Here is a 13,775-nt window from a genome sequence, read left to right as displayed (position 1 = left end):
ACGTTAACGCGAGAACCTTTTGGGACGCATCATTTCGTCGTACCGTACGGCATTCGAGCGATGCAGTTCGGGGTCGATGTCATAGTTGACCGTGTCCACCGAACCGTCGCACATCGCCATGTTCAGACCACCCGCGTGGGCGCTACCGAAGGCGAAGGAGAAACGGCGATCCGATGCACTGCCATCCTCCACCGAGTCCTGTTGCGGTTGATAGACTTCAGGGTTGTTGGCGTAAGTCTGATCGGGAGCCCAGGCCACGCGGTGATTGTCCCATTCGAAACCGACGTAGGCATTTTGATTGTCGCCGTACTGCACCCACACACTGCTGGTGTTCTGGATATCCAGGTAGGTGTTGGGAGACATCAATTTCTCGCCGATCAGGTACGTGTTGCTTAACCCGTCGACAATCTGTCGAGGCTTGATTTCACTTCGATAGTGAATCACACCCGTTTGGTAGTAGGCAGGCTCGTTGATGTCATTGGTCTTGTCCCACTTGTTCTGATCCGCCTCGCGATAGCTGTTTGGCTGCCAGAAGGCGAGACCTGAGCTTCGGGAGGCGGAGTGCAGCGAATCGCCGGAGTTAGCTGCAAAGTCGGTTTTGGCGACCTCGTACAACTCGGTGACCCACTGCTGCTCTTTGATGCTTCCCCACTGAACGCGGTAGCCACGGGCTGGCCTCCGCGATGGGCAATAGAAAACGTCTACAGGCGTAGAGTTTAGCAGTGTGGACGCGTTCTGGAACTCGGCGCTCGTTGGCGACATCCCGGTACCCAGGTCTGCAAGGGCCGTTTGCTCAAGATAGGCGAGGATGCCGTAGCACCAGCTTCCGGGCTGCTCTTTGCCAAAACCGCGATTGGCATCCGCAACATACCATTGCCCCCAGCCGCCACTAGGAAGGTGCCCGTGCGTGTCGACATGCAGCAGGCTGGCCAGTCCAATCTGCTTGAGATGATTCTTGCATTGCGTTCGCCGTGCAGCTTCACGGGCTGCTTGCACGGCAGGCAAGAGCAAGGCCACGAGAATACCAATGATGGCGATCACCACCAGAAGTTCCACCAGGGTAAATGCGTTGTGCTTGGTAAGTTTCATCGAACTTTATCTGTCCCTAAAGTTTTTCAAGTGTGAAATTGTAGTCCGCGCCTGAATGATCGACACTTACCTCCAGCGGCGAATCCATGGCCGTTGTGTACTCGGGTTTGATCAGAGACACCCCCGTCGCTGGGCTCTCGAGTACGGTGAAGGTTACCTTGTACTTGCCCTTGTACACTCCATCGCCAGGGCGTTTGGTCACCAGTTCAAAGGAACCATCGTCGGCGATCGGGCTGGAGGCTACTTTGCGAACCACAGCCTTGGAGTCTTCGGTGGGTTCAAACCGAATGACACGGATGGCCCCAACAAGGGGTGACCCGTCCTCGTATTCGACATGCCCACTCACTTGCGCCGTATCACCGCCGCAGCCTGTGACGCAAGTAACCAGGATGAATCCTAGCGCCAGGCTGCTGGAGGTAAATGGGCGTTTTGCAATCATCCGATTCGGTGCTTTAGTTGTTTGAAGATGAGTTCGAATTAAAATCAGCGTGCCGCGGAAGTTACTCAACGGGAGAAACCAGTCGGCTTGAATGCCTCATCGGCGCTCATGATCAAGTAGTCCCAGGCTTTGCAACATCCGCCCCACTCGCCGCCGGTCTCGATGTCTTCTTCGATGAATTGCACGCTGCCATCGGCCATGGCGATAAACACTCCGCCCACGTGGGTGCTGCGGGCCGTACTTTGGGCGAAGCCGAAGGAGTCGCTATTGCAGGACATGCACTCGTCTTGTAGTGCTTGGGCGTTTGTATCGCAGGAGAAGGAGATCGCCGCGCCCGAGGGAATGTCGTCGGCTTTGGCATAGCAGGCGTTAGGGCCGTTGTCGTCACCGCCCGCCCCGTGGCCGGCGACCAAGTTGCCCCCAGCCATGCCCAGGGCCCAGACGCCGCGTGGGTCGGTGGCATCGAAGCCAGAGCGTATTTCGGCCAGCATCATCGAGTTTGAAGTTCCATCGACGATCTGCGAAAGCTTGACGCTGGCGTTCGGCCCCATGGCGCCCCGCGTGCTCGCGGGCCAACTGGCCGCCTTGAGTCGTCCCGCCCAAGCGGGATCCTTGCCGTCGTTCATGCTAGGTTGTGTCGTGCCAGACAGATTGGCCGATAGCCGGACACTTCCGATGGACATCGCACCAACGTTGGCTGCGTAGTTGCCCCGTGCCCAGTTGGCACCAAGGCCGGTGCCCTGAAACTTGTCCTTGTTACGGCTGTCCGACGGGCAGTGGAATACCGAAAGCTCCGTGCTGCGCGCTGGTTCGTTGAGGACGTGACGGATTGGGTAGTCGAAGTCGAAGGCGTCGTGCACAGCGTCCCCTTCGAGCTGTGGCAGGATGTCGATAGTCCATGTGGAATCGTAGTCCAGCAGGTTGCCCACCCCTGTGCCGGGAACCGATGCCGTGTAGGTCATGCCAACAGGTAGTTCCTTAAACGCAGACTCGTAGTTCAGCACGGCCAGCGCGATGTTCTTGAGGCTGTTTTGGCAACTGGCTCGCCGGGCGGCTTCCCGAGCGGCCTGAACCGCCGGCAATAGCAAAGCAACCAGGATGCCGATGATGGCGATTACCACAAGCAGTTCGACCAGAGTGAACGCGTGCGAACTGGTTGAATTCCTGAGTCGTAACATGCTGGACATCAAATTCCTCTTCCGCCTGAGGATTCACATCGCCTTCTAGCGAAGGCACGGATAGTACTATCCGCCGTACGATTCACATCAACTCCAACAATCATAGACATCCGGAGCAAAATTGGCGTGCGCCTTTTGCGGGTTTTAATCTCCCTATTGCGCACTATCTCTTGGGGCAAGAAACCAGGAAAGCCGACACCTTGCGTGCAAGGTGTCGGCTTCGGTTGGCATGATGCTCGTCGCGGTGGGGCTATCGAGTTGCACGCTTCCGCAGCAACGTCAGCAGGCCGATACTCAACAGCACCATGGTGGAGGGCTCAGGTACGGCTACCGGACTCGAGGCCGCAGCCAGCGCACCGGCTCCAAAGTTGTCTTTCCAGAACGTGTAGTCGGCGGCACCAACAGGCCCGGAAAGAGATTCGTCGCGGTTCTGCAAGGTCGAACCGTCACCCCCCAGGTTGTTACGCCAGACGGTGTAATCGGCGAGGTCTACTTGTCCGTCACCGTTGTAGTCACCCGCAAGTGAAAGATCCACCAGCTCGAAGGTGCCGTCGGAGCCAGTGGTGGCCAGCCAACTGCCACCAGGGCTGAAGGTGCGGACGTACTCGTTGATGTTGTTGCCATGGTAAACGTTACCAGCGATATCGAAGTCGGTTCCCAGACCGTACCCCAGTCCTCCCAGGCCCTCCGGGGCAAACGACTCAGCATTGAGGACGATGTCGTCGGTCGGATCTCCTGGGGTGCCATTGTCATCGATAGAAATGTCCGGCATGCCGTTCTCGTCGAGCGGAATAACGATCACGCGGCCGTCCAAGTTCGTATCGGTAGTGACTTGAGGGCTACTGGTTTGAACGGTCTTCATCAACAGCAGCGACTTTCCATCCGGCGAGAGCTTCACACCACCGATACGGCGGAAGATGTCCTGCACCCCCAAAGTTGCTGCATTCTCTGGGTTATCGGGCAGGCCATCCAGCCCGTTTTCGACGGTGAAATCCTTCGAGGACCATTCAACCACGGGCGAGCTTCCGTCGACGCCATCGGGCGTAACGACGATCAGTCCGGATTCGTTGCCGTCGGCACGTTGCTGGACCATATAAAACTTGTTGTTTTCAGCCGAGTAGTCGATGTCGGCCAGCACACCCACATTGAGAGCCAGGAAGTAGGGATCGCCATCCGAGTCGGTTCCCAGGTTACCCGAGTCGACGACCAGCGTGGGATTGACGTCGTAGCTGGTTTCGGCGCCGACGTCCCATCGCCAAATGCTGTTACCATCATTGGCGTTCTCACCAGCGCTGAGATCGGTGTCGAGGTCTTCGTCCATCGCCCACACCGTGAGGTCCACGCCAACCGAGCCCGTGACCACAACTTGCGAGACGATCGAACCATGCAGTGGGATCGGGCCGAAATTGTCAGAAACCGAACTGAACACACCACCCGACGGACCGGATTCTGGGGTCTCGGCAATGTAGTTGCCGTTCTGATCCAGTTCCCAGCCACCAAGTACCAAGCCGCCGCTGGTCAGGTCGGGTGAGGCGTACTTGATGCCGCCTGAAGCATCCGACCAGTCGCCAACAATCACGTTGCCAGAATCGTCGAGCGTCAGACGATAGGCCGACGAAGTGGTGCTGCCATCGACGGTAAAGCCGGGAGCCTTGAACATCGAGACGTCATTTACGTCCGGTACTGCCCAGTTGTTGGCCAGATCAACGCCGATCATGTCAGCCGTGTAGGCGTAGAGGCCGTCGCCCTGGGGACGTCCATCGGCGGTGTCCGTGGGATTGGGATTGTTGATGTAGACGGTACCAAAGTAAGGACTTGAGGGGTCCTTGTTCACGGCGATACCCGTGGCCCGAAAGACGTTAAGGTAACCGTTGGTCTCCGTGTCGGTAATTTCAGTCCAGGCTTTGGGGGCACGCTTGATAACCTCGATGTTGTAGTCGCTGAAAGACTCGAGGTCGAAGGTGTGGCGACCAGCTGCCAGGGCGCCAAGATCGACTTCATTCCCGCCATCACGCTTAACGACGACGCTATCCGCCGACTCGTTGAGGACAAACTCATAGGTGCTGCCCGATGTGTTACGGATGCCGGATGCGTAAGGTACGGCCTGCGATGTGGCGGCAAATGCCTGTGAGAGGGTTAGTAGTACGGCAAGGGAAAATACCCGTCGTCCCATAGTTAGCTCCTGCTTAATGCGCTTCAGAGGGTCTGCACTGCTGATGTGGCACTGGTAGTTGCGACCAGTAAGGTAGATCATTCGAAGCGTCGCAATTCGCCTTCAGAGAGACTCGTCAGACAACCTATGTCGACAAGCCTTCCGCGAGCTTCTGTTACTGGTATAGCCATACACTGCGCGATTGTCCTGCTCTTTTTGCGAGAATCTGTCTCGGTGTTGCGCAACGTGGCTTCTTTGGCGTTTTCAGTGTGCTCTGTCAGTTTGGAAACTTCGTGTGACTTTGCGCTTTTGGTAGACGTCCATGCGCAAAGAGGAGTTCTTGCCGCGTGGGTGATGCGGGACGCCCAGATGTGCTTTCGGCTAACGTCAGACAGTTGGAGGTAGCGTACAACCGCATGGGCGACAAGCCGCAGGTGATCTACATCGCCTGCGGTTTTGCGAAGCTGCGGTAAACACCTACCTAGGGAAGTCCAAGGCGACTGCGACGGAGTCTGGCGATGCCGCCGGTGGACGAAGGCACCGTTGTGTCACGTTTCGCGGCCGATCGCGATCGGCTCAGCATCAATTGGTGTGTTTGGCCGCCTTTGTTAGACCAAACACCTCGAGAATGCGGCGTATCGACTCGTCGCGCGCCGTTGTGGAACGCACGCTTTCGAGCGGAATGCCAAACAACACCACATTGCCTGCGCCGGCAGTGCCGGGTGCAAAAATTGCCATTCCACCTCCATCCGGGTAGGTGGCAATGACGCTGGAGCCACTGGTGGCTGCCAACACATCGGGATGGTCGACATCGTAGAACCGGCTGCCATCGTCGAACGAGAGATCGAGGCCCGCGAGCAGTTCCACGCCGGTTGCGGTGTGCGTGTCGGCATCGTCGGATACGAATTCGGCTTTCAACGTTTCCTCGAAGAAGTTCTGTCCGTTTCCTTTGTGAACGAGGTCCCAACCAATTTCCGAGCCGGAGGCAAACAGGTTGCCCCCTGCCGCGACGTACCGTTCCAAAAGCTCCTGTTCGGTTTTGCTGAACGTCTCGTCATGGGAAGACTCTTCTCCCGCCATCCAGATCACCGCATCGTAGTCTGACAGGTCGACATCGCCGCTGGCCACACTCTCGTTGCTGGACGTGGACACTCCTAAGGTCGGAGCCTGTCGCGCGATGGCATTCGCCACGACGATGGGATAGTCGCCAGAGTTGATTTGGCGAAGCCGTACGCGGTCGACCGTGTTGCCCTTGGTCCCAACGGGCTCTTTAACAGCCTGTGCGAAGCTCAGCCGATCAAAGGCGTTGACGATCAGCACCTGCTGTTCGGCATCCTCCGGTTTGGCGGCTACGACTTGTGAGCCTGGCGAAGAGCCACCGGCGTTCTCGGCGACTACTTTGAAATAATAAACAGTTTCGGGGTCGAGCCCGGTGACCGTGTGGGAGGTTGTGTCTCCATCGGCGACATGAGTACCACCATCGAAGGCGTAGCCGTTGGTCGAAACGAACAGACGATAACCGGTTGCCGAATCGCCCAAGGCTGGACTCGTCGCAGGAGGAGTCCAGTGGACGGTCACCGAGCCATTTTCCCGGGGCGCTGCCCACACGCCGGACACCATCGCAGGCGCTGTGGTTGCCGGTGTCTGGTCTCCGTCGACGGCACGGAAATACTTGATGATTCCGTGATAGGTGGCGCGGGCAATGGCGTCGCGGACTCCGGCGTCCCGCAGCATCTCGGCGTCCTGTTGATTGTCATGAAACCCCGATTCCACGATCGTTGCATCGAACTCGTCACCGATGCGTTGATTATTGATTTCCCCAAACGTCGCTCCATAGGTGATCGTATCGCGGTCGGCCCAGTCGTGTGCAAACGTCCCCGCGAGTTGTACCAGATCGTCGTTTACTTCTTGGCCAAGGATCTCGGCGAGTTGAAACTGATTGGGCGTGGCTCTGTTGCCCCTGCGGCCCTTATTCCACAGCCCGACCACCCCACGAGAGGTGGCTGGACCGCCGCTGGCGTTTGAGTGATAGCTGACGAACACGCGATCTTGGAGGGCTCCATCGGCCTCACGATTCATGTACGCGGCGTAGAGCGGCGGTGCACCCACTCGGCTGGCAAAATCACGCTCCGATACTCGATAGGTACTCTCTGGAATCCCTTGAGATCGGTCGACGTGCCACTGTATCCAATAGACGGCCATCTCGTCTTCACGCGTGCGGCCCGAGACGCCCCCACCGCGGTCGATGTCGCCGATGCCGTTACCGAAACGGATCATGTCGGCGATGATGGCACGTCCGGGTTCGCTGGACTTGTTGCTTATCTCGACATACCCCTGTGTGCCGGCCGTGAAGTAGTAGGTCCCCAGGTAGACCAATCCATTCCCAACCCGCCGGTGGTTGACCGTAACTTCAGTCTCGCCACCAGCGTGATGAATCCGATACAGTTGGTCGCTGGCCCGGTTTCCTCCGTAGGTCGTCCACGCGTACACCGGGTAAAAACCAGCCTCGGGCAAGTCTGGTTGATAGCGCGCCACGGCGGTTTCGGTCGCGCTGGTGATTGCAAATCGATAGGGTACGTCGCCTTGCGAACCGTAGAAGACGCCGGCGGTGCTGTCGCTCCAGTCGCCGGTAAAGGAAACCGGCGAGTCGTCGTTGTCCAGTACGATTTCTTGCGGCTGATGGCCCACCGGCCGCAGCGGCACAACGGTGGCACCCGCGCGGAACAGGTAATCCACCAGCAGCGTCATCTGATCCTGATTACCAAGGTCTTCGATCATCTCGTGCAGCAGGGGACGCTGAAATGCCCAATGGCCATCTCCCAAGTTGTCGGCAAAGTACCCATGGCCACCATGGACGTAGACGATCTTGCCACTAAGGCCGCCGACGGGCGTGTAAGGTGACTCTTGAATGCCTGGGGCGTTGGAGTCCTGGGAAGTCGCCGGCGGATCAGCCGCCAGGCACCGCGACGATAGAGGGAACAGCGAACCGGCAGTCCACAAAGCGAGTACGCAGGCCAACTCGGCCAGAAACCAACTAACGCGGCGTGTGCACGCCATGGCCACCTCGTGAAGATTGTGGTGTGTGGAAGGAATCTACAAAGCGCAACGCGAGCAGAGGCAACTGGCCTACTTGCCCGCTGCTTTACCGGGAATGCGGGGATCGGAAACGCCCACCAATCGACCGTCGCTCGTCAGGGCAATGGCCTGGCAGACACCAGCCGAAGGCAACGTCTGCACGTCGTGGCCGCGGGCGGCGAGCTCGGTGGCCCACTGCCGCGGCGCAACATCTTCGATGCCCAATTGGTTGGGCCGCCACTGGTGATGGAAGCGAGGATCGCCGACAGCCTTGTCGAGGGGCTCGCCATAGTCGATTGTGCGGATGATACCCAGCAACACCTGCGTGATGATCTTGGGGCCGCCAGCGGCTCCGATCGAGAGTATCGGCTTCTTCTCTTCGTCGAGCACGATGGTGGGGCTCATGCTCGACAGGGGACGCTTGCCGGGGGCGATGGAGTTATTCTCTGCCCCGATGAGACCAAAAGCATTGGGCACGCCCGGTTGAATGGAGAAATCGTCCATCTCGTTGTTCAATACAACGCCCGTACCGGGAACAATCACGCCTGAGCCGAAGGAAGTATTCACCGTGGCGGTGATCGCCACCCAGTTGCCCTCGGAATCGACGGCCGAAATGTGGGTCGTGTGGCGGCCAAACAGGTCTTGCTTCCATTGCGGGGGATTGCCGTGCGTGGAGACTTCGACCGCGCGATCCAGATCGATGGAAGCGGCCAGTTGTTTGGCGTATTGCTTGCTCAGCAGACCTCGTGGCACCGGAGCATGGTCAGCATCTCCCAGCCAGTAAGCGCGGTCGGCAAATGCGCGGGTAAACGCCTCGCTGACCAGATGAATAGCCCGCAGTGGATCGCTTCTGTGCAACGCTGCAAGGTCGTAGTTTTCCAGAATGTTCAACACCTGCGCAACATGCACACCGCCGCTGCTGGGCGGAGGGAACCCGACAATAGTGTAGCCGCGGTAGGTCGAGACAATTGGTTCTCTGGAGACGGCCTCATAGTCGGCAAAGTCTTTGGCCGTTAGCAGTCCACCGTTCTGAGCCATCCAGTCGCCGATCTGCTCGGCCAGTTCGCCTCGATAGAACCAGTCGACACCATGCTTGGCAACTTGCTTCAGGGTGTTGGCCAGATCGGGCTGCACCAATCGATCGCCCTCCTGATAGACGCTGCCATCGGGCTTGAAGTAGACGGCCTTCGTCCCTTCGAACTGCTCCAATTTGTCTGTGTGTCCCGCCAGGGAGTTCGCCAGCGGGCGGCTGACTTCGAAGCCAGATTCGGCTGCTTCAATAGCAGGAGCCAGCAAACGGCTCATCGGCATCGTGCCGCACACTTCGCGGGCCTTCTCGTAAGCCGCCAAAGCGCCAGGCACACCACTCGCCAACGGGCCAAGTTGGCTGGCGTTTGGGTCGGCCTGTCCATCGATGACGAACATGTCGGCCGTTGCCCGAGCAGGGGCTCGTTCGCGGCCATCGATGGCGATCAGGCGACCATCGGCGGTGCGAATCATTATCAGGCAGCCACCCCCGACGCCCGAGTTGTGTCCGTCAACCACCGCCAGTGTCAGGGCCGTGGTAATGGCTGCGTCGATGGCGTTACCCCCTTCTTCGAACACCTTCACGCCGGCATCGGTCGCGATCGGATTCACCGAGGCCACAACATACTCATCGCCATGAAAGGTGTTGGCTCGCAGCGGCAAACACGTGAGCAGCAGGCCCAGTGCGACACAGACTGCGGAACGCAGGATCGAATTACAATTCGTCGTCATAGGTGGGACCACTTGGGGAAGGGTGGAAACGACAGTAGGTGGGAGTTAGTAGAGCAGGTACTTCTGCCGGCGTTGCTTGAACTCTTCGAGTTGCTGCTGGTAGCTCTGCTTGATTTCTGTCGGCGAGGCTCCGCTGCGCAGCAGCTCCAAAGTCTTCTCGCTGATCAGCAACCGGTTGAAACTGGTTGTTTTCCAATCGTCGGGGTACAGCTCGACCAATGCCGCGCCGAACGCCCAAGCGAGGTCGAGCGCTTGAAAATCGGCCCAGTTGGTGACGATGAAATTCACCCCTCCGCATTCCTCTCCTTCAAACTTGCTGGCATCTGGAGTGAAACGAACGGGGACCACCTGCACGCCGGGCGGGTGGTGCTTTTGAATGGCGGCGGCTAGACGTCGACCATCAATCCATGGCGCTCCGACAACCTCGAAGGGGGTATCCGTGCCGCGGCCTACCGAGAGGTTGGTCGTCTCGTAGAGCCCCACGCCGGGATAGAGTACTGCTTCGGTGAGTGATCGCATGTTCGGCGATGTCTGCACCCATGGCAGACCGGTGTCATAGAGATAGGTCGAGCGATTCCAGTGCTTCAGCTTCACGACCGTTAGATCCAGGTCCAGCTGTTTTTCGGCCATCAGCAGTTCCGCCATCTCGCCCATCGTCATGCCGTGACGGACTGGAAGGGTGTGGAACCCAACAAAGGTCTCGCCTCCAGCGTCGAGCACGGGGCCTTCGATGGTGACGCCATCGATCGGATTGGGGCGATCAAGCACAACGAACGACTTGCCTGCTTCGGAGGCCGCTTCCATGGCTAGACCCATCGTCGACAGGTATGTGTAGAAACGGCAACCAATGTCCTGGATGTCGAATACCAGCACGTCGACTTCGGCCATCTGCTCAGGGGTTGGTTTGCGAGTCTTGCCGTACAGACTGTAAACGGGTAGTTGGGTCTTCTCTTCCACGGTGTCGCCAATATTGGCGTGGTCGGCCTTGCCTTGAAGACCATGTTCGGGGCTGAACAACGCTACCAGATTGACATTGGGTGCCTCGGCCAGCAGTTCCAGCGTGGGACGACCAGCAGCGTTGAGGCTCGTGTGATTGACGATCAGGCCAACCCGCTTGCCTTCCAGCGCCTTGAAGCCATCCTCCACCAGGGCGTCAATTCCCAACACAACGGGCTTGGTTTCAATCGGCGGTTCGGCCTTTTCGGCGGGAGTGTCTGCTTGTACCGATAGACAGCCGCTGCTGGCGATGGTTCCGATGCGGCCAGCCAGTTCGTTGATCGCTCCTTTGCCATCGGGGTGAACTCGGTTCGACAGGAAGACAACGAAAAGATCGAGTTCGGGGTCGATCCACATGGCTGTACCGGTGAATCCGCCATGCCCAAAAGCGCGAGGGCTCATCATCTCGCCCCGGTTTTTCGAATAGGCGCTGTTCATGTCCCAGCCGAGCCCACGAAGGTTGCCGTCGACGTCGCGTGGAGTGGTCCACTCCTTGAGCGTTGTGCCCGTGACGACAGGGCTTCCCCCATCGAGCAGAGCCTGGGCGTAGATCGTGAGATCGTCGGCCGTGCTAAATAGCCCCGCGTGCCCCGCCACTCCCCCCAACAGGCGAGCGCGGGGATCGTGAACCACCCCGCGCAGCCACTGACCATCGACCTTCTCCGTGGTGGCCGCCCGCTTGCTCAATGCATCGTTGGGCTTGTACATGGTGTCGTTCATGCCCAATGGTGCAAACACGTGTTCCGCCGCGTACTCGTTAAGCGGTTGACCCGAGACCTTCTCCACAAGTGCACCGAGCACCAGGAACCCAACATCCGAGTACTTGAATTTTTCCCCGGGCGGAGACAGAGGTTTCAATTGGCAGATGTGATCGAAGGCTACCTCCCAACCGTCGTGGAAATCGCCAACTGGGTTATCAGGGATTAACCCGCCGGAGTGCACCAGCAACTGTTCGATGGTAATGTCTTCCTTGCCATTGGCGGCGAATTCGGGAAAGTAGTCGCTCACTTTGTCGCGCAGGCGAATCTGACCGCTTTGCACCAACTGCATGATGCTGGTGCTGGTGGCGATCGACTTGGTTAGCGATGCCATGTCGAATACGGTGTCCAGCGTCATCTCTTCCGGCGAAGGCTGCAAACGACGGTTTCCATAGGCCTGCCGGTGCACGATCTTGCCGTGGCGGCCGACGACGACCACGCAACCAGGAAGCCGCTTCTTCGCTAGCTGCTGCTCGACAGCGCGGTCGATATCCGCGGAAATTCCATCACGCATGCCCACTTGCTGAGGCGCGGCGGAGGGCAACGGTGCTGCAGTAACTGGCATACCCAGAGCTACAACCAGTGCGCATCCGCAGAACATGGCAGAGAGAATTTTCATCGAGGCCTTTCTAAGCGTTGGCATTCGATTCCGGTTCATTAGAAGGAAACATCAGTGTAAGCAGAATCCCGGTCATCATGGTCGTGCCTGCGCCAATCACAGGAAACCACAATCCGTTGACTTCGCAAGCGAGTGCATAGCTGGTGACGGCCGCCCCCACTATCAATGCGGAAATTGCCTGCCAGTTCTTCGCCCGGCCAACCGCCATGCCGAGGAAGTAGAGCCCCAGCAGCAGTCCGGCCGCGAAACCGGCAATGGCCAACACCTGGGTGATGATGGCGCTGTCGTTATAAGTCCAGTACACCGCGATTGCCACAACCGCCTGGGCAACGGTGAACACGGCCGTCAGGATGCGAGCCATTAGCATCACCTTTTCTTCCGACCAATGGCGGACCCAGGGAGCGATCAAGTCGTCCATCAGCGAACTCGCCGAAGAGTTCACCGAACTGGACAGCGTCGACATGGCCGCGGCGAATACGGCTGCCATGATCAATCCTCGGACACCAGGACTGAGTTCGGTGACGACGAAACTGGCGAGCGCCTGGTCTTTGGGGGTGGTGAGCCGACTGGGATCGAACTCATTGAAATAGCAGGCCACGCCCAGGCCAATCAGCAGGAATAGGGCAAACTGCAAAAACACTACCGGTCCGCTGGTCGCCAAAGCCAGGGCGGCCGCCTTCTGATTTTTCGCACACAAATACCGCTGAACGATCAAATGATCGGCGCCATGGGTAGCCAGGCTGAGGAACGCTCCCCCGAAGAGACCGGACCAAAACGTGATATGGTCGACATGCCCGGTAAATGGCAAAGTAAAATCGAGAAAGTGATCGCGACCGGTTTGTACGGCGAAGTCGGTCAGTTGCGAAAATCCTCTCGGCAACCTTCCCAATATCACCGCGAGGATCACGAATGCCCCCAACGTGTAGATTCCGAATTGCAGGCAATCGTTCCAAACAACCGATTTGACGCCACCCCATAACGAATAAATGCCGGCCACCCCGGCGATAGCAACGACGCACCCTTCGATCGGCCAGCCAACCGCGTGGTGCAATGCCAGGGCGGTCAGCAGCAAACGCAGACCATCGCCTGCGGTACGGGCCAGCAGAAACACAATCGAGCCCGCTTGCCTGGTAGCAGTGCCAAAACGGTGCTCCAGAATGGCGTAAGCCGTAAGAGGTCGGCCGGAAAAATGCATTGGCAACAAGATGACGACTACGGCGAGCCTGCCGATGATATAGCCGATTGCCAGCTGTAGGAAATAAAAGTTGCCCCCTTCCTGGAAGCTCAATCCCGGCACGCTGAGAAAGGTAACGGTGCTTGTTTCGGTAGCTACAATGGATAGCAGTAGCGCCACCCATGGCAGGTCCCGTCCCCCCAGAAAGAAGTCGGCCTGATTCTTCTGCCCTCGTCCCAACCAGACTCCCAGTACTAGCGTAGCCAGTAGATAGCAGCCGATGATCCAGAGGTCGATAGAGTCCATGACGACGAAAAAATATAGCGCGGGGGCGGCCTGGGGTTAATGGCTCATCCTGCTGGAGGATGGGCTCTTGCTTCGGTAAAGCTGGCCTGCCGGGTCGACGCATGGATCGAACTGACGCACCAATTTCAAGTTAAGTTCCTCAAGAATGGTAGTCTATAGGCAAGGCAGCGCAAGGTTGTATTCGTTTTGCGCACTACTAGTGGAATGAATAAAACCATCATCTAGAATACT

At 58.2% G+C, this 13,775-nt stretch carries 8 protein-coding genes; all 8 read right to left on the bottom strand.

Annotated features, from left to right (window positions below; genetic code table 11):
* Positions 1-3 precede the first annotated feature (3 nt).
* On the bottom strand, positions 4-1,089 hold the full coding sequence (locus NG895_RS12935; protein ID WP_252852925.1) for a DUF1559 family PulG-like putative transporter: 1,086 nt from the start codon (positions 1,087-1,089) through the stop codon (positions 4-6).
* A 16-nt stretch (positions 1,090-1,105) separates the two neighbouring features.
* Positions 1,106-1,528 (bottom strand): hypothetical protein, encoded by a 423-nt coding sequence (locus NG895_RS12930; RefSeq protein ID WP_252852924.1) that lies wholly within the window; start codon positions 1,526-1,528, stop codon positions 1,106-1,108.
* A gap of 65 nt (positions 1,529-1,593) precedes the next feature.
* Positions 1,594-2,715: a DUF1559 family PulG-like putative transporter gene (locus NG895_RS12925; protein ID WP_252852923.1), complete on the bottom strand. Its 1,122-nt coding sequence runs from the start codon at positions 2,713-2,715 to the stop codon at positions 1,594-1,596.
* A gap of 241 nt (positions 2,716-2,956) precedes the next feature.
* Positions 2,957-4,879, bottom strand: coding sequence for a PEP-CTERM sorting domain-containing protein (locus NG895_RS12920; protein ID WP_252852922.1), 1,923 nt, complete (start codon positions 4,877-4,879; stop codon positions 2,957-2,959).
* A 561-nt stretch (positions 4,880-5,440) separates the two neighbouring features.
* On the bottom strand, positions 5,441-7,915 hold the full coding sequence (locus NG895_RS12915) for a golvesin C-terminal-like domain-containing protein (RefSeq protein WP_252852921.1): 2,475 nt from the start codon (positions 7,913-7,915) through the stop codon (positions 5,441-5,443).
* A gap of 69 nt (positions 7,916-7,984) precedes the next feature.
* Complete coding sequence (gene ggt / locus NG895_RS12910) at positions 7,985-9,691, bottom strand: gamma-glutamyltransferase (RefSeq protein WP_252852920.1); 1,707 nt, start codon at positions 9,689-9,691, stop codon at positions 7,985-7,987.
* A gap of 45 nt (positions 9,692-9,736) precedes the next feature.
* Complete coding sequence (locus NG895_RS12905) at positions 9,737-12,010, bottom strand: exo-beta-N-acetylmuramidase NamZ domain-containing protein (protein WP_252852919.1); 2,274 nt, start codon at positions 12,008-12,010, stop codon at positions 9,737-9,739.
* A 64-nt stretch (positions 12,011-12,074) separates the two neighbouring features.
* Positions 12,075-13,544, bottom strand: a complete 1,470-nt coding sequence (locus NG895_RS12900) for a sodium:solute symporter family transporter (protein ID WP_252852918.1) — start codon at positions 13,542-13,544, stop codon at positions 12,075-12,077.
* Positions 13,545-13,775: the final 231 nt, after the last annotated feature.

Source organism: Aeoliella straminimaris (assembly GCF_024054565.1).
Lineage (GTDB): Bacteria > Planctomycetota > Planctomycetia > Pirellulales > Lacipirellulaceae > Aeoliella > Aeoliella straminimaris.
Note: the sequence above shows the minus strand (reverse complement) of the source record. Positions and strands in the feature narration are given on the sequence as shown.